The following is a 23,224-nucleotide window of genomic DNA, read 5'->3' as shown; positions in this document are numbered from 1 at the left end:
ACCCCGGGTTCGATCAGAACTCGGGGTCGATCAGTTCTTCCGGCACGCCTTCTGCTGCCGCCTGGTCGACGAAGAAGACGGTCTGCTTCCGACCCTTCGCGCCCGCGGCCGGGACCGAGTGGTAGCTTGCGCCCGCGAGGGCGAGACCGAGCGCGGATGCCTTGTCGACGCCGGGCAGCACCAGCCAGACCCGCCGCGACGAGTTGATGACGGGGCGGGTGAGGGTGATCCGGTCCTCCGGGGGGACCGGGGAATCCCGCACCGGGAGGACGGCGTGCTCTGTGTCGGCGATCTCGCTGCGATCGGGGAAGAGCGAGGCGATGTGCCCGTCGGGACCGACGCCGAGGAACGCCACCGTGAAGACGGGCCACGCGTGAGCGTTGCCGGCGAAGCGGGCGAGCTCCTCGGCGTACGCGCGCGCGGCGCCGTCATGGTCGAGTCCCGCGTCGGATGCCGCGATCGGATGGATGTTGGCCTCCGGCACGTCGATCCGTGACAGGAACGCCTCCGTCGCCGCCGCCTGGTTCCGCTCGGGGTCGGCGGCGGGGACGAAGCGCTCATCGCCCCACCAGAAGTGGACGAGCGACCAGTCGATGCCCTCCCGGGCGGCACTCGCACCCGCCGCGCGCAGCACCGCCGCGCTGGCGCTTCCACCCGAGAGGAGGATGTGCGTCGTCTTCCCGGAGGCCGTCCGCCGGGAGATCCGCTGGAAGAGCCGTCGGGCGACGCCCTCTGCGAGCTTCTCGGCATCGGGACTGACGACGACGCGCTTCTCCGCGCGGAACTCCGACATGCGACTCCTACCTCGTGGGAGGGTCGAGGAGCTCCCACCCTTCGGTGATGACTCGACCATACAAGAGGTCGGGATCCAGTCGGCGCAGCTCCTCCGCGAGGCACTCACGCAGCGAACGCCTCGGCAGGACGATGTCGTGCGTGGGCTGACCGGGCTGCGTCAGGGTCGCATCCGTCTCGTTGGACCGTTCGAGGACGATGTCGCCGGACGGGCGGGACAGCGTGACGGAGCGGATGCCGTGCGCCCACTCCTCGGCCGAGGCGTAGTGCCAGTCCACGGCGACGTCCAGCTTCATCCGCAGCCACGCAGCGAGCAGTCCCGTCGAGGGGGAGCTGCCGGCGCCGACGACGCGGACGGCCGCGACCTCTTCGAAAGGTGGCTGATCCAGGACGGCCGCGAGCTGCTCCCGCCAATGCGTGAGGCGGGTCCACGCGAGATCCGTGTCGCCGGGCGCGTAGACCGAGCCGAGCTGCGAGAGACGGTCGTGCGCCACCGGCTTCGTCGAGGCATCCGTGATCCGTCGCTGCGCCATCCGCCCGATGGGCGACTGCGCGGGGTCTGCGGGCGGGTCGTCCGGCCACCAGGCCACGACCGGGGCGTCGGGCAGGAGGAGCCCGTTGACGAGGCTCTCCTGGTTGCCGGCGGCCTCGCCGCGTGCGCGCAGCACGACGACCTCACTCGCGCCCGCGTCGCCGCCGACACGGATCTGTGCGTCGAGTCCGGTCGGGCCGTCCGGCTCGACCACGAGGACGATGACCCGCATGGGGTGTTCGCGAGAGGCCGCGTTGGCGGCCTCGATGGCCTCCTCGTCGAACCCGCCGGTCGAGACGATGACGAGGGTCAGGACTCGTCCGAGGGCGACGGCGCCACCCTCTTCGCGAACGCTCACGAGCTTCTTCGCGATGGTCGACACCGTGGTGTCAGGAAGATCGACGATCACGGGCGCCTCCAGACGCGGCCGTCACGGGCCAGGAGTTCATCGGCGGACGGGGGTCCCCAGGAACCGGGGGAGTACTGTTCGAGCGGTTCGTCCTGCTCCGCCCAGTACTGCTCGACGGGGTCAAGGATCCGCCAGGAGAGCTCGACCTCTTCGTGGCGTGGGAACAGCGGCGGGTCGCCGAGGAGCACATCGAGGATGAGCCGCTCGTACGCCTCCGGGCTCGACTCGGTGAACGCGTGCCCGTAGCCGAAGTCCATCGTCACGTCGCGCACTTCGTTGCCGGCACCCGGCACCTTCGAGCCGAAGCGGAGGGTCACGCCCTCATCGGGCTGGATGCGGATGACGAGCGCGTTCTGCCCGAGCTGGAGCGCCTGGCTGCGCAGGAAGAGCAGCGGCGGCGTGTGCTTGAAGACCACGGCGATCTCCGTGACGCGGCGCCCGAGGCGCTTGCCGGTGCGCAGGTAGAAGGGGACTCCGTTCCAGCGTCGGGTCGCGATCTCCAGCTTGATGGCGGCGTAGGTCTCGGTCGTCGACTCGGGGTTCATCCCGTCCTCGTCGAGGAAGCCGGTCACGTGCTCACCGCCCTGCCATCCACCGGCGTACTGCCCGCGGGCGGTCGCGGTCGACAGGTCGTCGGGCAGCTTGACGGCGGCGAGGACCTTCTCCTTCTCGGCACGCAGGTGCTCCGCGTCCAGCGAGATCGGCTCCTCCATCGCCGTGAGGGCGAGGAGCTGGAGGAGGTGGTTCTGGATCACGTCGCGGGCGGCGCCGATTCCGTCGTAGTACCCCGCGCGTCCGCCGACGCCGATGTCCTCCGCCATCGTGATCTGCACGTGGTCGACGTAGTTGGCGTTCCACAGCGGCTCGTACAGCTCGTTCGCGAAGCGCAGCGCCAGGATGTTCTGGACCGTCTCCTTGCCGAGGTAGTGGTCGATCCGGAAGATCGCATCGGCCGGGAAGGCGACCTCGAGCGCCTCGTTCAGCTCACGCGCGGTCTGCAGGTCGCTGCCGAACGGCTTCTCGATGACCACCCGGCGCCAGTTGTCGCTGTCGGCCGTGTCGTCCACCAGCCCCGAGTCGCGCAGCTGACGCGCGACGATCGGGAAGTCCTTCGGCGGTATCGACAGGTAGTAGGCGTGGTTGCCCATCGTCCCGCGATCGGAGTCGAGTCGCTCGACCGTCTCCCGAAGACGGGCGAAGGATGCCGCGTCGTCGAACTCGCCCTGGACGAAACGGATGCCCTGCAGCAGCTGCTTCCAGGTCTCCTCGCGGAAGGGCGTGCGCGCGTGCTGACGCACGGCCTCGTAGACGACCTGCGCGAAGTCCTGGTCCTCCCAGTCGCGACGGGCGAACCCGACGAGCGCGAATCCGGGCGGCAGGAGTCCGCGGTTGGCGAGGTCGTACACCGCCGGCATCAGCTTCTTCCGCGACAGGTCTCCTGTGACGCCGAAGATGACGAGTGCGCTCGGACCCGCGATGCGGTTGAGGCGACGATCGTCGGGGTCGCGCAGCGGATTGTGTCCGCGTGAGATCTCCGCGGCCATCGTCAGTGCGCGGACTCGAGCGCCGTGCGCACCGTTCCCTGGAGGTCGTGCCAGGAGACGATGAACTTCTCGACACCCTCGTCCTCGAGGACCTGGGTGACATCGACGAGGTCGACGCCGGCCTCGGCCAGCTCGTCGAAGACGCGGTGCGCGTCGTCGTACGAACCGGTCACCGTGTCACCGGTCACCGCGCCGTGGTCGAACGTGGCCTCGAGCGTCTTCTCAGGCATGGTGTTGACCGTGCCCGGTGCGACAAGCTCCGTGACGTAGAGCGTGTCGGGGAGCGCCGGGTCCTTGACGCCGGTGGAGGCCCAGAGCGGTCGCTGCACGGTGGCGCCGGCCTCGATCAGCTCGGCGGCACCGGGGGCGGCGAAGGCCTTCTCGAACAGCTCGTACGCAAGGCGGGCGTTCGCGACACCCGCCTTGCCCTTCAGGGAGCTCGCGGCGTCCGTCCCGATCGCTTCGAGGCGCTTGTCGACCTCGGTGTCGACGCGCGACACGAAGAACGAGGCGACCGAGTGGATCGCGGCGATGTCGTGTCCGTTCGCCTTGGCCTGGCGGATGCCCTCGAGGTAGGCCTCGATGACCGCCGCGTAGCGCTCCAGGCTGAAGATCAGCGTCACGTTCACCGAGATGCCCTCAGCGAGGACCGCCGTGATGGCCGGGAGCCCCGCGAGGGTCGCGGGGATCTTGATGAGGGTGTTCGGACGGTCGACCTTGGCCCACAGCTCCTTCGCCTGCGCGACCGTCGCGTCGGTGTCGTGCGCGAGGTCGGGGGAGACCTCGATCGACACCCGGCCGTCGACGCCGCCCGTGCGGTCGAAGACCGGACGGAAGATGTCGGCCGCATCGCGGACGTCGGTGGTGGTGATCTCGAAGATCGCGGTGTCGACGTCGGCGCCCTCGGCTGCGAGCTTCTGCAGCGGCGCGTCGTAGGAGTCGTCCTCCTTGTTGCCGATGGCGGCCTGGAAGATCGACGGGTTCGTCGTGACGCCGACAACGTCGCGCGTCTCGATCAGCTGTGCGAGGTTGCCGCTGTCGATGCGCGCACGGGAGAGGTCGTCGAGCCAGATGCTGACGCCGGCTGCGGACAGGTCTTCGGTGGGGGTGCTCATGCGTTCTCCTCAACGGTTGCGCGGGCCGCCTCGACGACCGCCTCGGCGGTGACGCCGAACTTCTGGAACAGGGTCTTGTAGTCGGCCGATGCGCCGAAGTGGTCGATGCCGACCGTGCGGCCGGTGTCGCCGACGATGCCGCGCCACAGTCCGGTGGCACCCGCCTCGACCGAGACCCGGGCCTTCAGGCCGGCGGGGATGACGGACTCGCGGTACGCGGCATCCTGCTCCGCGAACCACTCGAGGCTGGGTGCCGACACGACGCGCGCGCCGATGCCCTCGGCCGCCAGCGTCTCGCGGGCGGCGACGGCAAGCTGGACCTCGGAGCCGGTGGCGATGAGGACGACGTCGGGCGTGCCCTCGGGCGCGTCCAGCAGGACGTAGGCGCCCTTGGCGACTCCCTCGGTGGTGGCGTAGCCGTTCTCACCCCGCGGGAAGACCGCGATGTTCTGACGGGTCAGCGCGATGCCGGTGGGACCGTCCTGACGACGGAGGATCTCGAGCCACGCCGCCGCGGTCTCGTTCGCGTCGGCGGGCCGCACCACGGTGAAATTGGGGATGAGCCGCAGCGTGGCGAGCTGCTCGATCGGCTGGTGCGTCGGGCCGTCCTCGCCGAGGGCGACGGAGTCGTGCGTCCAGACGAACACCGAGGGGATGTTCATCAGGGCTGCGAGGCGGACGGCGGGCCGCATGTAGTCGCTGAAGATCAGGAACGTGCCGCCGAACGGCCGCGTCGGGCCGTGCAGCTTGATGCCGTTGACGATCGCGCCCATCGCGTGCTCACGGATGCCGAAGTGCAGCACCCGGCCGTAGGGGTCGCCCGACCACTCGTGCGTCGACCACTCCGCGGGGATGAAGCTCTTGGCATCCTTGATCGTCGTCAGGTTCGACTCGGCCAGATCGGCGGATCCGCCCCAGAGCTCGGGGAGCTCGGCGGCGAGGGCGTTGAGGACGACGCCGGATGCCGCCCGGGTGGAGACATCCTTGCCGGCCTCGAACGTCGGCAGCGCGTCATCGATGCCCTCGGGGAGCGTGGCGGCCTCGAGTCGGTCGAGGAGGGCCTTGCGGTCCGGGTTCGCGGTGGCCCACGCGTCGAAGGTCTCCTGCCACGCGGCGCGCTCGGTCGCGGCGCGCTCGGCGAGGGACCGGGTGTGCGCGATCACGTCGTCGGCGACGACGAAGCTCTGCTCGGGGTCGAACCCGAGGACCTTCTTCGTGGCGGCGAGCTCGTCGGCGCCGAGCGCGGACCCGTGGATCTTGCCGGTGTTCTGCTTGCCCGGGGCGGGCCAGCCGATGATCGTCTTCAAGACGATGAGGGACGGCTTCGAGGTCTCGGCCTTCGCGGCCTCGATGGCCGCGTGCAGGGCAGCGACGTCCTCGACGTACTCGCCGGTCTGCTTCCAGTCGACCGTCTGCACCTGCCAGCCGTACGCCTCGTAGCGCTGCTGCACGTCCTCGGTGAAGGCGACGTTCGTGTCGTCCTCGATCGAGATCTGGTTCGAGTCGTAGATCGCGATGAGGTTGCCGAGCTGCTGGTGGCCCGCAAGCGAACCCGCCTCGGCGGTCACGCCCTCCTGCAGGTCGCCGTCGCCGGCGATGACGAACACGTGGTGGTCGAAGGGCGACGTGCCCGCTTCCGCCTCGGGGTCGAACAGGCCCCGCTCATACCGTGCGGCGTAGGCGAAGCCGACTGCCGACGCGAGGCCCTGGCCCAGCGGGCCGGTGGTGATCTCGACACCCTTGGTGTGGCCGTACTCGGGGTGGCCCGGCGTCAGCGAGCCCCAGGTGCGAAGGGCCTTGAGGTCATCGAGTTCGAGACCGAATCCGCCCAGGTACAGCTGGACGTACTGCGTGAGGGAGGAGTGTCCCGCCGAGAGGATGAAGCGGTCGCGGCCCAGCCAGTGGGTGTCGGCCGGATCGTGGCGCAGGACACGCTGGTACAGGAGGTACGCCGCGGGAGCCAGGCTCATCGCCGTGCCGGGGTGCCCGTTGCCCACCTTCTCCACGGCGTCCGCCGCCAGCACGCGCGCGGTGTCCACCGCTCGCCGATCGATCTCGTCCCATGCCAGCTCAGACACCTGGTCGCCTTTCGTCGGGGAATCGGCGCGGACGACCGCTGTAGGAGATAGAGGGGTCCGTCCCGCGTCGGGATTTTCAGCATATCCATCCGGCACCCCCTGCACGGGCCGCTCGACGTTGTGTGACGGTGCGCTGTGAGCGAAGTCGCACCGGCGCCCGCAGGAAGCCGGGTCCGCACGATGGCGTAGACTCGTAGAGACGATCTACAGCGGCAGGGGCGATGGCAATCACGGACACCGGCGCGCGCGTATCCGCGCCCGCTCGACAGTCTCTCGGCCGCACCGTCCGCGCCTACGTCCAGCTGACGAAGCCTCGCGTCCTCGAGCTGCTGCTGGTCACCACGATTCCGGTGATGTTCCTGGCGGCGGACGGATTGCCCGATCTCTGGCTGATCCTCGCGACCGTCGTCGGAGGCGCCATGAGCGCCGGCTCCGCGGCATCCTTCAACATGTACCTGGACCGCGACATCGATGCGCACATGAAGCGCACGAAGAACCGCCCGCTGGTCACGGGCGAGGTCACGCCCCGCGGCGCGCTGACGTTCTCGTGGACGCTCGCCGTCCTGTCGACCATCTGGCTCTGGGTCTTCACGAACTGGGTGGCGGCCGCGTTGAGTGCCGGCGCCATCTTCTTCTATGTCGTCATCTACACGATGCTGCTCAAGCGCCGCACCGAGCAGAACATCGTGTGGGGCGGGATCGCCGGATGCTTCCCCGTCATCATCGGATGGTCGGCGGTCACCGGATCGCTCACCTGGACCCCCTTCATCCTCTTCCTGCTCGTCTTCCTGTGGACGCCGCCGCACTACTGGCCGCTGTCCATGAAGTACAAGGGGGACTACGAGGAGGTCGACGTCCCCATGCTGGGCGCGACCCGCAACGGGGTGCAGGTCGGGCTGCAGGTCATCCTCTACGCGTGGGCGACCGTCGCCAGTTCGCTCCTGCTCATCCCGGTGGGCGAGATGGGCCTCGTCTACACCGTCTCGGCACTCGTCTTCGGCGGATGGTTCGTGTTCGAGTCGCACGTGCTCTACGCCCGCGCGGTCCGCGGCGAGCAGGTCAAGCCGATGCGCGTCTTCCACGCGTCGATCACCTACCTGACCCTGCTGTTCGTCGCGATCGCGATCGACCCGCTGCTGCCCTTCTGACGCGCAGCGGGCCGACCGGTCGGTGTCAGCGCGCGGCGGTCTCGAGCGTCGAACGCTCGGTGGGGTCGCTCTCGCCGAGGTCGAGGTCCGACGCGGTGTCGACCGCGTCGCGCTCCGATGGGGCCTCGAGCTCCGCCGCTTCGTCCACGTGAGCAGGCGACTCGACTGCGGCGGGCGCGTACGCCCGGAGCGCCGCCAACCCGAACGCCAGGAGCAGGCCGACGACGCCGGCGCCCACGAGGATCGCCCCGAGGACGCCCCAGATCTGGCCGACGTAGACCTCCACGCCGGTCGCCGTGCCGCTGGTGAGGGCGGCGCTCATGACGCCGAGCTTGTCCACGAGCAGGAAGGCACCTGCACCGGCCGATGCGAGGGAGCCGCCCACGAGCAGCCAGAACGGGATGCTGCGGGTCAGGCGGGGTCGGGTGTTCATCGAATCTCCTCCGGGTAGGGACCGTTCGGTTCCGAACGGCCCGGGACACTGTTCCCGACAGACCCGGGCGGAGTCGATGCGGATCCTATGAGGCGGCAGTGTGCGCGGCGACCGCCACAGGCGCCACGGCGTCCGCCGCGGCGGGCTGCTTCAGGCGCAGGACGACCACCGTCATCGTCGCCGCGGCCAGCGCGGCGAGGACCATGTGGACGCCGACGGCGAGTTCGGGCAGTCCGTTGCGCGCCTGGTAGAGACCGACGGCGATTTGGACGAGCTCGACGGCGAGGAGAGTGCTCACCCACGCGCGAGGGCGGAGGTCCGAACGCCACGCGGCGACGACGAGCACGAGGGTCAGCGCGAAGAGGATGTACCCCGGCCACGCGTGGATGTGCTCGAGCACCTCGGCGTTGAAGCCGTTCCTCCCCGCGGCGGCATCACCGGAGTGCGGACCCGCACCCGTGGTGAGGACGCCGAACGCGATCGTGAACGCCATCGCGAGCGTCGTCACGTGTGCGAGGACCGCGTACCAGGCGGGGACGGCGCGGACCCGTGGGCCGGACGCCTCGTCCATGCGGGTCAGGAAGGCAGCGCAGACGCAGACGAGCAGCAGGGACACGACGTAGTGGAACCCGACGATGAAGGGGTTCAAGCCCGTCAGCACGGTGATGCCGCCGACGATCGCCTGCGCGACGACGCCGCCGAGGACCACCAGCGAGAGCGCGAGGAGGTCGCGTCGGCTGCGTCGCAGCCAGAGCACCAGGACGACCACGGCGAGGGCCAGGATGCCGACGAGACCGGTCAGAGTCCGGTTGCCGAACTCGATCACGCCGTGGATGCCCATCTCAGGGGTGTTCACGAGCGATTCGGCGGTGCACGTCGGCCAGGTGGGGCATCCCAGTCCCGACCCGGTCAGCCGCACCGCGCCGCCCGTCGCGATGATCAGCGTCTCCGCGAGGAAGGACAGCCAGGCGACGACGCGCAGCAGTCGGGGTGCTCGCGTCGCCGGCGCGGACGTCGGCATCGACTCGGTCATGAGCATGGGTCGCCTCCCGGCGCGGGTCCGGCACGCCGCGGGGGATGGCCGTGCCTGTAGAATGGAGCAGTCGGCGAGTGCGATCTCCATCGCGTCTCGCACAACGATTCTAGGCGCGGTATCGCGTCATCAGAGCGGCCAGCAGCGGCATCCCCCTCGTGCACTCCTCTCGGGGACGGGAATGCCGGAACGGATGACACCGTTGCCGCCCGTAGGGAGGAAAAGTCATGTCGGATGTGCTCATCGACCGTCCCGAACTCGAAGGCCTGGGGGTGTACGAGTTCGGCTGGCACGACACGGATGCCGCCGGCGCCGTCGCCCAGCGCGGGATCAACGAGGACGTCGTCCGCGGCATCTCGTCCCTGAAGAGCGAGCCCGAATGGATGCTGAAAACCCGCCTCAAGGGCTACCAGCTCTTCGGCCGCAAGCCGATGCCCACGTGGGGTGCCGACCTGTCGGACATCGACTTCGACAACATCAAATACTTCGTGCGCTCCACCGAGAAGCAGGCGCAGACGTGGGAGGACCTCCCGGAGGAGATTCGGAGCACCTACGAGAAGCTCGGCATCCCCGAGGCGGAGCGCCAGCGACTGGTCGCGGGTGTCGCCGCGCAGTACGAGTCCGAGGTCGTCTATCACCAGATCCGCGAGGACCTGGAGGAGCAGGGCGTCATCTTCATGGACACCGACACCGCCCTGCGCGAGCACCCCGAGTTCTTCGAGGAATACTTCGGCACCGTCATCCCCGCCGGAGACAACAAGTTCGCCGCGCTGAACACGGCCGTCTGGTCGGGCGGGTCGTTCGTCTACGTCCCGAAGGGCGTCCACGTCGAGATCCCGCTGCAGGCCTACTTCCGCATCAACACCGAGAACATGGGTCAGTTCGAGCGGACGCTCATCATCGCCGACGAGGACAGCTACGTCCACTACATCGAGGGCTGCACCGCCCCGATCTACAAGAGCGACTCGCTGCACTCGGCGGTCGTCGAGATCATCGTGAAGAAGAACGCCCGCGTGCGGTACACGACGATCCAGAACTGGTCGAACAACGTCTACAACCTCGTCACCAAGCGCGCCGTCGCCCACGAGGGCGCGACCATGGAGTGGGTCGACGGCAACATCGGCTCGAAGGTCACGATGAAGTACCCGTCGATCTACCTGATGGGCGAGCACGCGAAGGGCGAGACCCTGTCGGTCGCCTTCGCAGGTCCCGGCCAGCACCAGGACGCCGGCGCGAAGATGATCCACATGGCGCCGTACACGCAGTCCTCGATCGTCTCGAAGTCGATCGCCCGCGGCGGCGGCCGGGCGGGATACCGCGGCGAGGTCCGGGTGGACGCGAACGCGCACCACTCCGCCAACACCGTGCGCTGCGACGCCCTGCTGGTCGACACCATTTCGCGGTCGGACACCTACCCGGCGATCGACATCCGCGTCGACGACGTCCAGCTCGGCCACGAGGCCACGGTCTCGAAGGTCAGCGAGGAGCAGCTGTTCTACCTCATGAGCCGCGGCATGCCCGAGGACGAGGCGATGGCGATGATCGTGCGCGGCTTCATCGAGCCGATCGCGCGCGAACTGCCCATGGAGTACGCCCTCGAGCTGAACAAGCTCATCGAGATGGGCATGGAAGGATCCGTCGGCTGATGACGACAGCGACTCAGGCCCCCGCATCCGCTGCGAAGGGCCACATCGACCCTGCGGCCGAACTGACCGGGACCGCCGTCGTGCCGGTGCAGACGCGCTCCGAGCGCCCCTGGTCATACGACCCCGCCGACTTCGGCGCACCCACCGGTCGCGAGGTCAACTGGAAGCACACACCCCTCGACCGGCTGAAGGCGCTGCTGGTCGACGAACCCGCACCGCACGACGTCATCGGCGTCGAGGTGACCGGACCGGATGCCGTCGAGCACCGCCGCCTGCAGAAGGACGAAGCGCCCCGCGGCGAGGTGTTCCGCCCCGAGGACGTCGTCAGCGCCATCGCGTGGGCCCAGGAGCCCGAGGCGCCGCTCATCTCGATCCCGGCCGACACGGAGCTCGACGAGCCCGTGACGGTGACGCTCACCGGTCGGGGCGGCGTGGCGCACGCGCACGTCGTCATCGAGGCGCAGCCGCATTCCCGCGGCACCGTCATCCTGCGGCACGAGGGCAGTGCCCAGCAGGCGCAGAACGTCGAGATCATCGTCCGCGACGGCGCATCGCTCACCGTGGTCTCCGTCCAGCGCTGGGACGACGACGCCGTGCACCTCGCTTCGCACCAGGCCCGCGTCGACCGCGACGCATCCCTCACCCACATCGTCGCCACCCTCGGTGGCGGGGTCGTCCGGGTGAACCCGTCCGTCGAGCTCGCAGGCGCCGGCGCGCAGGGCAAGCTCTACGGCCTCTCGTTCGCCGACTCGGGGCAGCACCTCGAGTCGCAGGTGTACCTGCACCACAAGGGCGCCCACACCACGGGTGACGTCCTCTACAAGGGCGCGCTGCAGGGCGAGAGCGCGCGCAGCGTCTGGATCGGCGACGTCCTCATCGGACCGGATGCCGTCGGCACCGACTCCTACGAAGCCAACCGGAATCTCGTGCTCACCGACGGTGCGCGCGCCGACTCGATCCCGAACCTCGAGATCGAGACCGGCGACATCGTGGGGGCGGGTCACGCGAGCGCGACGGGTCGTTTCGACGACGAGCAGCTCTTCTACCTGCAGGCGCGCGGCATCGACGAGGAAGAGGCACGGCGACTCGTCGTCCTCGGCTTCCTCATCGAGATCGTCCAGAAGATGGGGATCCCCTCGCTGGAGGAGGAGTTCACGGCCGCCATCGAGGCCGAGCTGGCGGGGGAGGCCTCCGCATGAGCGCAGAAAAGGTGCTGCAACTCAGCGAGCTGACGCAGGACACCGCCGTGCGCGTCGAGGTCGGCGGGGTCGCCATCGCGGTCGTCCTGGACGGCCAGGGTGAGGTGCACGCGATCGGCGACACGTGCACGCACGGCGACATCTCGCTCGCCGACGGTTTCGTCGAGGGCGAGTCCCTCGAATGCTGGGCGCACGGCTCGGCGTTCTCGCTGCGCACCGGTCGCCCCCTCAATCTTCCGGCCTACGAGCCGGTGCCCGTCTACGAGGTCACGATCGACGGGGACGACATCCTCATCGATCCCGCCGTGACCAAAGAAGTGAACTGAAGGAAGTAGCTGACACATGTCTGTCCTCGAGATCCGCGACCTCCACGTGACGGTCGAGACCGAAGCCGGCGAGACCCCGATCCTCAACGGCGTCACGCTCACCGTGCGCACCGGCGAGACCCACGCCATCATGGGCCCGAACGGCTCGGGCAAGTCCACCCTCGCGTACACGATCGCCGGACACCCCAAGTACACCGTCACCGGGGGCACCATCACGCTGGACGGTGAGGACGTGCTCGCGATGTCCGTCGACGAGCGTGCGCGCGCCGGCCTCTTCCTCGCGATGCAGTACCCCGTCGAGATCCCCGGCGTCACCGTCACGAACTTCCTCCGCACCGCGAAGACCGCGATCGACGGCGAGGCTCCCTCCATCCGCGCATGGACGAAGGACGTCAAGGGCGCCATGCAGAATCTCCGCATGGACCCGAAGTTCGCCGCGCGCAACGTCAACGAGGGCTTCTCGGGCGGCGAGAAGAAGCGCCACGAGATCCTGCAGCTCGAGCTCTTGAAGCCTCGGATCGCGGTGCTGGACGAGACCGACTCCGGACTGGATGTCGACGCACTGAAGGTCGTCTCCGAGGGCGTGAACCGGGCGAAGGAGCAGACCGACATGGGCGTGCTCCTGATCACGCACTACACGCGCATCCTCCGGTACATCCAGCCCGACTTCGTCCACGTCCTCGTGAACGGCCGCGTCGCCGAGGAGGGCGGACCCGAGCTCGCCGCACGCCTCGAGGACGAGGGCTACGACCGCTTCCTGGCCCCCGCGGCCGAGCAGGCCTAGGATCTTCGCATGCCCGAGACGCTCGCACCCGAGAAATACGACGAGGTGACCGAAGCCCTGAAGGACGTCATGGACCCCGAACTGGGGATCAACGTCGTCGACCTGGGACTCATCTACGACCTCGGCTGGGACGACGAGAACGACGCGCTCGTCATCCACATGACGCTCACCTCCGCCGGCTGCCCGCTGACCGATGTGCTCGAGGAGCAGACCGGCCAGGCACTGGACGGCGTGGTCGACCGGTTCCGCATCAACTGGGTGTGGATGCCGCCGTGGGGTCCCGAGCGGATCACCGATGACGGCCGCGACATGATGCGGGCGCTCGGCTTCGCCATCTGACCACGGCGCACCGCGCACCGTCACGGAGTGTCACGCGGAGAGGGTTCCGCCGACGCCTGCATAGGCTCGGACGATGACCGTCGCTCCGCTGGATGCTTTACCGCTGCACGTCCTCCGCCGACGGTCGAGCACCAAATGGCGCTCGTATCCCGAGGACGTCATCCCCATGTTCGTCGCGGAGACGGACTTCGCCCTGGCGCCGCCCATCACCGACGCCCTCCGCGCAGCGGTCGAGATCGGCGACACCGGCTACACGCCGCCGCGCCCCGGCGTCGCGGACGCCTTCGTCGGCTTCGCGGGGCGTCGCTGGGGCTGGGAGATCGACCCCGCACGCGTCCGATGGACCGGCGACGTCATGATGGGCGTCGTCGAACTCCTGCGTGCGGCCGTGGCGCCGGGCGCCCGGGTGGTCGTCACCCCGCCGGTCTACCCGCCGTTCTTCGACACGGTGCGAGAGGCAGGGGTCGTCGTCGAGGAGGTCCCGCTCGAGGACACCGGGTCTGGCTGGCGTCTGGACCTCCCCGGGATCGATGCGGCGCTGCGCAGCGGCGCGCGGGCCGTGCTGCTGTGCAACCCGCACAACCCCACCGGGACGGCCCACTCCGCGTCCGATCTCGCGGAACTCGCCCGCATCGCAGCCCGCCACGCGGCTGTCGTCATCAGCGACGAGATCCATGGCCCGCTGACCCGACCGGACATCGCGTTCACCCCCTTCCTCACGGCGTCCCCCGACGCCGCCGAGGTGGGTTTCGCCGTGACGAGCGCTTCGAAGACGTTCAACCTCGCGGGCCTGAAGTGCGCGGTCATGGTCGCGGGCTCCGACGCGCACGCCGAGGTGCTGCGGGGGTTGCCGTGGGAGGTCGAGTGGCGCACCGGGCTGTTCGGTGCCTTGGCGCACAATGCGGCGTTCTCACCGGCATCCGACGACTGGCTCGACCGACTGCTGGCGCGTCTCGACGAGAACCGCGCCCTCCTCGTCGACCTCGTGGCGAGCCACCTTCCCCGGGCACGGTTCCGGGTGCCCGATGCGGGCTTCCTCGCGTGGCTCGACGTGTCGGCGTACGGGTGGGGGGACGACCCGGCGGTCACCGTCCGTCGCGATGCGCGCGTCGCGCTCCATCACGGGCCGTACTTCGGGCCGCAGGGCGTCGGGCACGTCCGGTTGAACTTCGGGTGCGGCCCCGACCTCCTGCGAGAGGCGATCGAGCGCATCGGGCGCCTCGCCGCACGATGACGGGGGTCAGTTCTCCGAACGGCCCAGGCGCCAGTAGCCCATGAACGCCACCGCGCGACGGTCCACGCCGACCTCGCCGACCAGATGGCGCCGCAGCGCCTTGATGGCGGATGCCTCACCTGCGAGCCACGCGTAGAGCGGAGCGCGCTTCAGCGCCGCGCCGCCCTTGGCGGTCCGCGGCACCTCCCACAGGATGTCGGTGTCGACGTCGATCTCCTCGACCTCGGCGCCGATCCCCGCCGGGGCGAGTCGTCGCGCGACGTCCTCGACCGCGGCGATGAGGTGACCGTGCCGCTCGCCCTCGTTGTCGCGGGCAGCCGTGATCAGTTCGAACCCGGGGTGCCGGGGGAGGTACGTGACGTCCTCGGGGTGCGGCACCTCGAGGACCACGACGCCCCGGGCATCGGCGGGAAGCTGTTCGAGGATGCGGGCGATCGCGGGGGCCGCGGTCTCGTCACCGGCGAGGAGGATCGCGTCCGTGCGCGCGGGCGGGACGAAATCGATGCCGTAGCTGACACCGGTGTGCTCGACGGTGGGGGCGAGGATCAGGACTTCGTCTCCCACCTGCGCGTCGGCGATCCAGGCCGATGCCGGTCCGAGCACATCGTGGGCGACCATGTCGATGTCGACCTCGTTCGCGGACGTGCGCACCGCCCGCGTCGTGTACGTGCGCATGACGGGACGCGCCTCGTCGGGCATGGCCCGCCAGCGGTCGTACCAGTCGGCATCCGTCGGCATCGCATCCAGCGTCGCCGTCTTCGTCGGGAACATGATCTTGACGCGCTGATCGAAGCCGGGGTCACCGTACGCGCCGAGCGCGTCGTCGCGGAAGGTGAAGCGGCGGAAGCTCGGCGTCAGATCGGTGACGGCGGCGACCGGCGCGCGGAAGAAGTTCATGGTGTTCAGCGACATGCGTCCCTCGGGTTGGGTCTGCGGCTCAGATGCCGGCGGGTACGTGGTGGCGGCCGATGGGCAGGACCATCGGGCGGCCGGTGAGCGGGTCGGGGATCACGCGACTGTCCATCCCGAAGACGTCCTTCACCGTCTCGGCGGTGAGCACATCGCCCGGGTCTCCGGCCGCGTGGAGGCGTCCCGCGGCCATCGCCACGAGATGGTCGGCGTATCGCGCCGCGAGATTGAGGTCGTGGAGGACCATGACGATCGTGGTGCCGCTGCGCCGGTTCAGATCTGTCAACAGGTCCAGCACGTCGATCTGGTGGCTGACGTCGAGGAACGTCGTGGGCTCGTCGAGGAGCAGGACGTCCGTCTGCTGCGCGAGCGCCATGGCGATCCAGACGCGCTGTCGCTGGCCGCCCGAGAGCTCGTCGACGGCGCGGTCGGCGAGCGATGCGGTGTCGGTCGCGTCGAGTGCAGCGGCCACGGCCTCGTCGTCGGCGCGGGTCCAGCGCGAGAGCGGCCCGTGGTGCGGGGTGCGGCCGCGTCCGACCAGGTCGGAGACGACGATGCCCTCCGGCGCGATGGGGGACTGCGGCAGCAGTCCGAGGTTCCTGGCCACCTGCTTGGTCGGGAGCTTGTGGATGTCCTTGCCGTCGAGCAGCACCTGGCCCTCGCGCGGGCCGAGCAGGCGCGCCATCGATTTCAGGATGGTCGACTTGCCGCAGGCGTTCGCGCCGACGATGGCCGTGATCCGCCCCGGCGGGACGATGAGATCGAGGTGGTCGACGATGACGCGGTCGCCGTAGGCGAGCCGCAGTCCCGAAGCCTGGAGCGTGCGGTCCGCGGTCATAGGGAGCCTCCTGAGCGGCTGCTGCGGATGAGCAGGAAGATGAGGTAGGGGGCGCCGAGGACGCCGGTGACGACGCCGACCGGCAGACGCATCCCCAGCAGGTACTGCCCGGTGAGGTCGGCGAGCAGGACGAGGAACGAGCCGAACAGGCCTGCCACGAGGATGGGCGATCCGACGGGGCCGAGCATCCGCGCGGCGATGGGACCAGAAAGGAACGCGACGAACGAGATCGGGCCGACGGCGGCGGTGGCGAACGCGAGCAGCGCCACGGCGGCGATGATGAGGAGGATGCGTCGGCGCTCGACCGGCACGCCCAGCCCGGCCGCCGTGTCGTCGCCCAGCCGCATGAGCTCGAGATCGCGGGTCAGCCACAGCAGCACCGGCACGACGACGATCATCGCGCCTGCCAGGGGCACGACGTCGTCCCAGGATGCGCCGTTCAGGTTGCCGGTGATCCATCGCATCGCGGCCTGCAGATCCCACTCCGCCGCCCGCGACAGGACGTACGCGACGACGCTGTTGAAGATCGCCGCGACGCCGATCCCGATCAGGATGAACCGTGCCCCTGCACCGCCGTCCTTGAACGCGAGCAGGTAGATCATCAGCGCGGTGGCCACCGCGGCGACGGTCGCGAGCAGGGAGACCGCCGTCCCCGAGAGGGACAGGAAGACGATGCCGACGACGGCGGCTGCGCTCGCCCCGGCGTTGATGCCGATGATGTCGGGGCTTGCGAGCGGGTTGCGCAGCATCGTCTGGAAGACGGCGCCGCCCATCCCGAAGCAGAGTCCCGTGAGCAGGGCGACCGTGGAGCGGGGGAGTCGGAGCTCGCCGACGGTGAATGATGCCCCGGGCACGGTGTGCCCCGTCATGACGGCCCACACCTCGGCCGGTGTGTAGAAGGTCTGGCCGACCATCAGCGAGACGAGGTAGGCGACGAGGACGCCGACGAGCAGTGCGCCCGTGACGAGGACGCGTCGGCGCGCGCGGCGGGCCCGGCCGGCTGCGACGGCGGAGAGCGTGGCGGGGGTGGCGGTGAGGGTGCTCACAGTGCCCGCATCCTCTGACGTCGGACGATGGCGATGAAGAAGGGTGCGCCGATCAGGGCGGTGACGACACCGACCTCGACCTCTTGCGGCCGTGCGATCACGCGTCCGACGACATCGGCGATGGTCAGGAGGCCGCCGCCGACCAGCGCCGACACCGGCAGCAGCCACCGGTGGTCGGGTCCCACGATGAGGCGGCAGATGTGGGGCACGATGAGGCCGACGAATCCGATGGGACCTGCGACAGCGGTCGCGGCTCCGCAGAGGATGACGGCGCCGAGGGCGGAGAACAGGCGAGCGGTCCGCACCTTCTCTCCCAGTCCCGTCGCGAGCTCGTCGCCGAGTGCGAGCGCGTTGAGCGCCCCGGAGGATGCGAGGCAGATGACGAAGCCGACGACGATGAAGGGGATGACCAGGAGGATGTTGTCGACCGTGGCACCGCCGACCCCTCCGATCTGCCAGAACCGGAAGACGCTCATGACGTCGATGCGGGGCAGGAGGATGGCGCTGATCAGCGACGAGACCGCCACGGCGGTCGCCGCCCCCGCGAGTGCGAGCTTGAGCGGGCTGGCGCCGCCGCGTCCCAGCGACCCGATCGTGTAGACGAACAGGGCGGCGAGGGCGGCCCCCAGCATGGCGAGCCAGATGTACCCGACGGCGCTCGTGACGCCGAAGAAGGCGAGTCCGGTCACCACGGCGAGTGAGGCGCCGCCGTTGATGCCGAGGATCTGGGGGTCGGCGAGGGGGTTCCGCGTGACTCCCTGCATGACGGCGCCGGAGACCGCGAGGGCCGCGCCGACCAGCAGGGCCAGGATCGTCCGCGGGACACGTCGGGCGACGGCCGCGGCGTTGTTCGACTCGATGTCGCCGGTGAGTCCCGCGACGATGTCGGGGAGGCTCACGGTCCGATTGCCGAAGGTCACCGACATGACGCAGACGACGGCGACGACGGCGATGAGGACGATCAGCCAGACGACCCGTCGCCGACCCGACCGACGTCGGGAGGACGCGGTCGAGGCGGCGACGGGAGTCGAGGCGAGGGTGGTCATGGGAAGAGGTGACGGATGCTTCCGGTCAGTCGGCGACCTTGGCCGCCGCTTCGCCCAGGAGGTCGACGTACTCCGCCGTCAGCGGGTTGGGGATCGACAGGGGGCTGGGGTTGACGGCCGCCGACAGCGGAGCGTTGGCGATGGGCAGCACCACGACGGACCCGTTCGCGACGGCGGGGATCCGCGAGAGTAGCGGGTCGGCCTGCATCGTCGCGAGGGTGGTGTCGTCGCCGTAGGTCACGAGCACGTCGAGGTCGCTGAAGCGCTCGACCTCTTCGGTGCTGTTGGTGATCCAGAACTGGTCGGTGTTCTCGGACTGCTCGGTCACGGTCGCGGCGGGCGCCATGCCGAGGTCCTGCAGGAAGAGCTGGCGCGGGTCCTGCAGCGAGTAGAAGCCGATCTCGGCGAGGTTCGTGGCGTCGAACGAGCTGAACATCGTGGTCTTGCCGGCGATGTCGGGCTGCGCGGCGGTCAGCTCGCCGAGCTGATCGGTCAGGTCGGCCACCAGCGCCTCGGCCTCGTCCTTCAGGCCGAGCGCGGTCCCGTTGATCGTGGTGAGCTCCTGCCAGGTGGTGCCCCAGGCCACATCGGGGTAGGCCACGACGGGGGCGATCTTGCTCAGCGTGTCGTAGTCCTCCTGGGTGAGGCCGGAGTAGGCGGCGAGGATCACGTCCGGCTGGGTGTCCGCGACGCCCTCGAAGTCGATGCCTTCCGCCTCGTCGAACAGGACAGGCGTCTCGGCGCCCAGCTCCTCGAGCTTGTCCTCGACCCACGGCAGCACGCCGTCGCCGTTGTCATCGCCCCACGTGACGGCGGGCATGCCGACGGGGACGACGCCGAGCGCAAGGGCCGCCTCCTGGTTTGCCCACGAGACCGTGGCGACGCGCTCGGGCTTGCTCTCGATCGTGGTCTCGCCGAACGCGTGCTCGATCGTGACCGGGAAGGCGGTGTCGTCGGCTGCAGCCTCGGACGGGGCGCCGCCTGCGGTCTGGGTCGACGCGGTCGCGCAGCCGGTGAGCAGGAGCAGGGATGCCGCCGCGAGGGCGGCGACGGAGCGGATGCGGGGCACGGGTTCTCCTGTGCTGGAAGGGGAGGGGATTGACCGCTATTAGGGTCGCCTAACCTTACAACGGGATGCGACCCGGATGGAAACCGCCCACCCCGCCGGGCGTCGGGACGCGGCACCGTATACTGGGGATTTGGCCACTCGGCCGCATCCCCGCAGAAGAACGGACGTCCGCTGTGCTCGCCGTGCACGATCTCGAGATCCGCGTGGGCGCCCGCACCCTCATGTCGGACGTCGCCTTCCGCGTGTCACCCGGTGACAAGATCGGGCTGGTCGGCCGCAACGGCGCCGGCAAGACCACGCTGACGAAGGTCCTCGCCGGCGACCTCCTGCCGGCCGAGGGCCGGGTCGACCGCTCGGGCGAGCTCGGCTACCTCCCGCAGGACCCTCGTTCGGGCGATCCCGAGATGCTCGCCCGCACCCGCATCCTCGACGCTCGCGGTCTCGGCACCCTCGCCCTCGGCATGCGCGAGAACGCGGAGCGGATGGCCTCCGAGGATCCCGCGGTGGCGGACCGCGCGATGCGCAAGTACGCCTCGCTGACCGAGCGCTTCGAGGCCCTGGGCGGCTACGCGGCCGAAGCCGAGGCCGCCTCGATCGCCCACAACCTGTCGCTCCCCGATCGCATCCTGGATCAACCGCTCAAGACGCTGTCCGGCGGCCAGCGTCGACGCATCGAGCTGGCGCGCATCCTGTTCTCGGACGCGCAGACGATGATCCTCGACGAGCCGACCAACCACCTCGACGCCGACAGCGTCGTCTGGTTGCGCGAATTCCTCAAGGGGTACAAGGGCGGGCTCATCGTCATCAGCCACGACATCGAGCTCGTGGGCGAGACGGTCAACCGCGTCTTCTACCTCGACGCGATGCGACAGGTCATCGACGTCTACAACATGAACTGGAAGAACTACCAGCGTCAGCGCGTGGCGGACGAGGAACGCCGCAAGAAGGAGCGGGCGAACGCGGAGAAGAAGGCCACGGCGCTGCAGCAGCAGGCCGCGCGCTTCGGCGCCAAGGCGAGCAAGGCCGCCGCCGCGCACCAGATGGTCGCCCGCGCCGAGAAGCTCCTGGCCGGGCTCGACGACGTGCGCCAGGAGGATCGGGTCGCGAAGCTGCGGTTCCCCAAGCCTGCGCCCTGCGGCAAGACGCCGCTCATGGCCAAGGACCTCTCCAAGTCCTACGGCTCGCTGGAGATCTTCGCGGGGGTCGACCTCGCGATCGACCGAGGGTCCCGCGTGGTCGTCCTGGGCCTGAACGGCGCCGGCAAGACGACGCTCCTTCGCATCCTGGCCGGCGTCGACAAGGCTGACACCGGCGTCATCGAACCCGGGCACGGGCTGAAGATCGGCTACTACGCGCAGGAGCACGAGAACCTCGATGTGAGCCGCTCCGTCCTCGACAACATGATGTCCGCAGCGCCGGACATCACGGCGACGGAGGCGCGGAAGGTGCTCGGCTCGTTCCTCTTCACCGGAGACGATGTCCTGAAACCCGCCGGCGTCCTCTCCGGCGGCGAGAAGACCCGCCTGTCATTGGCGACGCTCGTCGTGTCCTCGGCGAACATGCTGCTGCTCGACGAGCCCACGAACAACCTCGACCCGGCCTCGCGCGAGGAGATCCTCGGCGCCCTGGCCCACTACGAGGGGGCGGTCGTCCTCGTCTCGCACGACGAAGGAGCGGTCGAGGCGCTGAATCCCGAGCGCGTCCTCATCCTGCCGGACGGCGTGGAGGACATCTGGGGACGCGACTACATCGATCTGATCACCCTCGCCTGACGCGCCTGCTCGGCGCGATCCTGTGCGTCGGCGTCAGCGGGCGTCGAGGAGCTCGTCCTCGGCCTCCATGTCACGATCACGCCGTCGCGAACCGCGCTGAGCCGGTGTGCGGATCCCGGCCTCGATCTCCTCGTCCTCGCGGCGGTGACGGATCTCGGTCCGGATCATGTACCAGATGAACGCGAAACCCATGACGGCGAAGAGGATCCACTGGATCGCGTACGACAGGTGCGGGCCCGGATCCTCCGACGGGGACTCAAGGGCCCGCGGACGCTCGGCTGGTGCGGGATCCTCGCTCGTCATCAGGACGTAGGCCGAATCGATGAGGTCACCGCTTCCGACGCGCTCGCCGATCAGGGGCAGGTCGATTGTCGGGACCTGGCCCTCGGGCGCGGATCGCCCATCGCGCGCGGACATCTCGCCCGGCTGCAGCCTTCCCTGCACGGTCACCTCGCCTGCGGGCGGAGCCGGGATCGCGTCGGGCTCCGGCCGATCCCGACCGGGCGGCACCCAGCCGCGGTCCACCACGACGACACGGCCGTCGTCGGTGCGGAACGGGACGAGGACCTCGAACGCGCTGGTGCCGCCGTGCGGGCGGTTCCGCACGAGGAGCGCCTCGTCCTCGAGGTACTCGCCGCGGAGGAGCACCGGGCGCCATTCGTCCGAGGGGTCGAAACGGTCCTCGCCCGGGATGAGCTCGGCGAGGGGGACGGGTGCCTGCTCGTAATTGTCGGCGACGAGGGCCAACTCGGCGTCGCGCTCGGCGCTGCGGGCGAACTGCCAGTTCGACAGCATCGCGCAGGCGAGCGCGAACAGCACAGCGACGGCGACGTACCCGCTCCACCGCAGCGCGGTGCCGCGGTTCACGACGCGTCTGCCGAGGCGAAGGCGGCCACCTCGACGGGGAAGGAACGGGATGCCAGGTAGTCGCGGAGGAAGTCGACATGCTCGCCGCATGCCGCCCACACCTTCCGCCGATCAGCGGGATGGATGCGGGGGTTCCGCCAGACGACCTGCCACGCGGCGTCACCGCGGCATCCCGCACGGGAGCACTGCGGTGCGTTCATCCCTGATCCTTCGGGGGTGTCTCCCGGATCCGGATGACTCCGTCATCAGGGTCGCCGGGGGTGGTCGGTGCGGCGGGCGCCGCCTCGATCTCACGGGCGGGTCGCTGCGCCATCACGACCTCGTCCCCGCTGCCGACATTGGCCACGACGACCGCGAGGTAGGGGAGCACGGCGGCGCCGGCGGCGAAGATCCACGTCTGCCATCCGTACGGCGTCACGGTCACCATGAGGATGAAGCACGCCACGCGGACCGTCATCATGATGACGTATTTCCTCGTGCGGTTGCGTGCGTCGACCTCGGGAGCGGTCGCGAGCGATGTCGCGGACTGTGCGGGATCGTGCTTGGTGCGGCGGGACGTGATGCGCCTCCTAGGACGGATAGCTGCCGTAGCTTGCGCCTGCGGCCGCGAGCCCGATGAAGAAGAGGACGGCGATGATGATGCCCAGTACCCACAGGCCGAGGCTGACCCACCCGACGATGGTGCCGCCGAGGGCGAGCCCGCGCCCGTTCTCGCCGGTCCGCTCGATCTGCTTGAGGGACATGTGACCGGTGATCACTGCGGCGATCGAACCGAGGAACGGGATGAGCGACAGCCCCGCGATCGCGGAGATGAGCGAGATGATCGCCAGGACGTTCGTGGGGCGGGGGGCCGCGTAGCCGTAGCCTCCCTGCGGGTAGCCCTGCTGACCGTAGCCCTGGGGTGCGGAGGCGGGGTAGGTCGGAGGCGTGTAGGCGGGCTGCTGCGACGCCGCCGGAGGCGGCGGGTAGGAGCCCTCGTACGAGGGCGCGGCGGGCGGCGTCGGCACGACCGGGCGGTCGGGCTGCGGCGGGGTGTTCGTGGCGTCGGTCACGTCCGTCTCCTTC

General features: G+C 69.6%; 24 protein-coding genes. 8 read left to right on the top strand and 16 right to left on the bottom strand.

Annotated features, from left to right (window positions below; translation table 11 throughout):
• Window positions 1-13 precede the first annotated feature (13 nt).
• From pgl to tkt, 5 genes are read right to left on the bottom strand one after another with little or no spacing between them, the layout of a single operon-like run.
• The gene (gene pgl, locus KZX17_RS13420; protein ID WP_248174518.1) at window positions 14-793 is read right to left on the bottom strand and encodes a 6-phosphogluconolactonase; all 780 of its coding nucleotides are present in this window, start codon (window positions 791-793) and stop codon (window positions 14-16) included.
• A 7-nt stretch (window positions 794-800) separates the two neighbouring features.
• The gene (locus KZX17_RS13415) at window positions 801-1,733 is read right to left on the bottom strand and encodes a glucose-6-phosphate dehydrogenase assembly protein OpcA (protein WP_248174517.1); all 933 of its coding nucleotides are present in this window, start codon (window positions 1,731-1,733) and stop codon (window positions 801-803) included.
• The gene (gene zwf / locus KZX17_RS13410; RefSeq protein WP_248174516.1) at window positions 1,730-3,277 is read right to left on the bottom strand and encodes a glucose-6-phosphate dehydrogenase; all 1,548 of its coding nucleotides are present in this window, start codon (window positions 3,275-3,277) and stop codon (window positions 1,730-1,732) included. Before zwf ends, KZX17_RS13415 begins: the two co-directional genes overlap by 4 nt.
• Before the next feature lie 2 nt (window positions 3,278-3,279).
• Window positions 3,280-4,392, bottom strand: coding sequence for a transaldolase (tal, locus tag KZX17_RS13405; RefSeq protein WP_248174515.1), 1,113 nt, complete (start codon window positions 4,390-4,392; stop codon window positions 3,280-3,282).
• Entirely contained in the window at window positions 4,389-6,470 is a 2,082-nt protein-coding gene (gene tkt / locus KZX17_RS13400; protein ID WP_248174514.1) for a transketolase, read from the bottom strand. Before tkt ends, tal begins: the two co-directional genes overlap by 4 nt.
• Before the next feature lie 221 nt (window positions 6,471-6,691).
• Here tkt and KZX17_RS13395 point away from each other — a divergent pair, with 221 nt between their 5' ends.
• Window positions 6,692-7,618, top strand: coding sequence for a heme o synthase (locus tag KZX17_RS13395; protein ID WP_248174513.1), 927 nt, complete (start codon window positions 6,692-6,694; stop codon window positions 7,616-7,618).
• A 25-nt stretch (window positions 7,619-7,643) separates the two neighbouring features.
• On the opposite strand, the gene KZX17_RS13390 is transcribed toward KZX17_RS13395, so the two are convergent.
• Entirely contained in the window at window positions 7,644-8,051 is a 408-nt protein-coding gene (locus KZX17_RS13390) for a dinucleotide-utilizing enzyme (RefSeq protein ID WP_248174511.1), read from the bottom strand.
• Between the two features lie 85 nt (window positions 8,052-8,136).
• Entirely contained in the window at window positions 8,137-9,090 is a 954-nt protein-coding gene (locus tag KZX17_RS13385) for a heme A synthase (protein ID WP_248174509.1), read from the bottom strand.
• Between the two features lie 221 nt (window positions 9,091-9,311).
• Between KZX17_RS13385 and sufB the strand changes: the two genes are divergently transcribed.
• The 6 genes from sufB (at window position 9,312) to KZX17_RS13355 (ending at window position 14,612) form a co-directional block, all read left to right on the top strand.
• A complete protein-coding gene (gene sufB, locus KZX17_RS13380) occupies window positions 9,312-10,730 on the top strand; it encodes a Fe-S cluster assembly protein SufB (RefSeq protein ID WP_248174507.1) in 1,419 nt (472 codons plus the stop codon).
• On the top strand, window positions 10,730-11,929 hold the full coding sequence (gene sufD, locus KZX17_RS13375; protein WP_248174505.1) for a Fe-S cluster assembly protein SufD: 1,200 nt from the start codon (window positions 10,730-10,732) through the stop codon (window positions 11,927-11,929). The genes sufB and sufD overlap by 1 nt, the downstream gene beginning before the upstream one ends.
• Window positions 11,926-12,255, top strand: coding sequence for a non-heme iron oxygenase ferredoxin subunit (locus KZX17_RS13370; RefSeq protein WP_248174503.1), 330 nt, complete (start codon window positions 11,926-11,928; stop codon window positions 12,253-12,255). The genes sufD and KZX17_RS13370 overlap by 4 nt, the downstream gene beginning before the upstream one ends.
• 16 nt (window positions 12,256-12,271) lie before the next feature.
• The gene (sufC, locus tag KZX17_RS13365; RefSeq protein WP_248174501.1) at window positions 12,272-13,039 is read left to right on the top strand and encodes a Fe-S cluster assembly ATPase SufC; all 768 of its coding nucleotides are present in this window, start codon (window positions 12,272-12,274) and stop codon (window positions 13,037-13,039) included.
• A gap of 9 nt (window positions 13,040-13,048) precedes the next feature.
• Entirely contained in the window at window positions 13,049-13,378 is a 330-nt protein-coding gene (locus KZX17_RS13360) for a metal-sulfur cluster assembly factor (protein ID WP_248174499.1), read from the top strand.
• A 73-nt stretch (window positions 13,379-13,451) separates the two neighbouring features.
• Window positions 13,452-14,612, top strand: a complete 1,161-nt coding sequence (locus KZX17_RS13355; protein ID WP_248174497.1) for a MalY/PatB family protein — start codon at window positions 13,452-13,454, stop codon at window positions 14,610-14,612.
• 6 nt (window positions 14,613-14,618) lie between these two features.
• Here the strand turns inward: KZX17_RS13355 and KZX17_RS13350 are convergent, their stop codons facing one another.
• From KZX17_RS13350 to KZX17_RS13330, 5 genes are read right to left on the bottom strand one after another with little or no spacing between them, the layout of a single operon-like run.
• Complete coding sequence (locus tag KZX17_RS13350) at window positions 14,619-15,524, bottom strand: siderophore-interacting protein (RefSeq protein ID WP_248174487.1); 906 nt, start codon at window positions 15,522-15,524, stop codon at window positions 14,619-14,621.
• Between the two features lie 25 nt (window positions 15,525-15,549).
• Entirely contained in the window at window positions 15,550-16,359 is an 810-nt protein-coding gene (locus KZX17_RS13345; protein ID WP_248174485.1) for an ABC transporter ATP-binding protein, read from the bottom strand.
• A complete protein-coding gene (locus KZX17_RS13340) occupies window positions 16,356-17,405 on the bottom strand; it encodes an iron chelate uptake ABC transporter family permease subunit (RefSeq protein WP_248174483.1) in 1,050 nt (349 codons plus the stop codon). Before KZX17_RS13340 ends, KZX17_RS13345 begins: the two co-directional genes overlap by 4 nt.
• Entirely contained in the window at window positions 17,402-18,451 is a 1,050-nt protein-coding gene (locus KZX17_RS13335; protein WP_248174481.1) for an iron ABC transporter permease, read from the bottom strand. The genes KZX17_RS13340 and KZX17_RS13335 overlap by 4 nt, the downstream gene beginning before the upstream one ends.
• Window positions 18,452-18,476: 25 nt before the next feature.
• The gene (locus tag KZX17_RS13330; RefSeq protein ID WP_248174479.1) at window positions 18,477-19,520 is read right to left on the bottom strand and encodes an iron-siderophore ABC transporter substrate-binding protein; all 1,044 of its coding nucleotides are present in this window, start codon (window positions 19,518-19,520) and stop codon (window positions 18,477-18,479) included.
• 173 nt (window positions 19,521-19,693) lie between these two features.
• Between KZX17_RS13330 and KZX17_RS13325 the strand changes: the two genes are divergently transcribed.
• Window positions 19,694-21,292: an ABC-F family ATP-binding cassette domain-containing protein gene (locus KZX17_RS13325; protein WP_248174477.1), complete on the top strand. Its 1,599-nt coding sequence runs from the start codon at window positions 19,694-19,696 to the stop codon at window positions 21,290-21,292.
• A gap of 33 nt (window positions 21,293-21,325) precedes the next feature.
• Here the strand turns inward: KZX17_RS13325 and KZX17_RS13320 are convergent, their stop codons facing one another.
• Genes KZX17_RS13320 through KZX17_RS13305 form a run of 4 tightly spaced genes read right to left on the bottom strand, consistent with a single transcriptional unit; the run spans window position 21,326 to window position 23,211 of the window.
• A complete protein-coding gene (locus KZX17_RS13320; protein ID WP_248174475.1) occupies window positions 21,326-22,159 on the bottom strand; it encodes an SURF1 family protein in 834 nt (277 codons plus the stop codon).
• Entirely contained in the window at window positions 22,156-22,359 is a 204-nt protein-coding gene (locus tag KZX17_RS13315; RefSeq protein ID WP_248174473.1) for a hypothetical protein, read from the bottom strand. Before KZX17_RS13315 ends, KZX17_RS13320 begins: the two co-directional genes overlap by 4 nt.
• The gene (locus KZX17_RS13310; RefSeq protein ID WP_308194633.1) at window positions 22,356-22,721 is read right to left on the bottom strand and encodes a DUF3099 domain-containing protein; all 366 of its coding nucleotides are present in this window, start codon (window positions 22,719-22,721) and stop codon (window positions 22,356-22,358) included. The genes KZX17_RS13315 and KZX17_RS13310 overlap by 4 nt, the downstream gene beginning before the upstream one ends.
• Before the next feature lie 7 nt (window positions 22,722-22,728).
• On the bottom strand, window positions 22,729-23,211 hold the full coding sequence (locus tag KZX17_RS13305; RefSeq protein ID WP_248174463.1) for a DUF4190 domain-containing protein: 483 nt from the start codon (window positions 23,209-23,211) through the stop codon (window positions 22,729-22,731).
• Window positions 23,212-23,224: the final 13 nt, after the last annotated feature.

Origin of the sequence: Microbacterium sp. EYE_78, assembly GCF_023149035.1 — a bacterium.
GTDB lineage: Bacteria > Actinomycetota > Actinomycetes > Actinomycetales > Microbacteriaceae > Microbacterium.
This window is presented reverse-complemented; position numbering and strand designations above follow the sequence as displayed.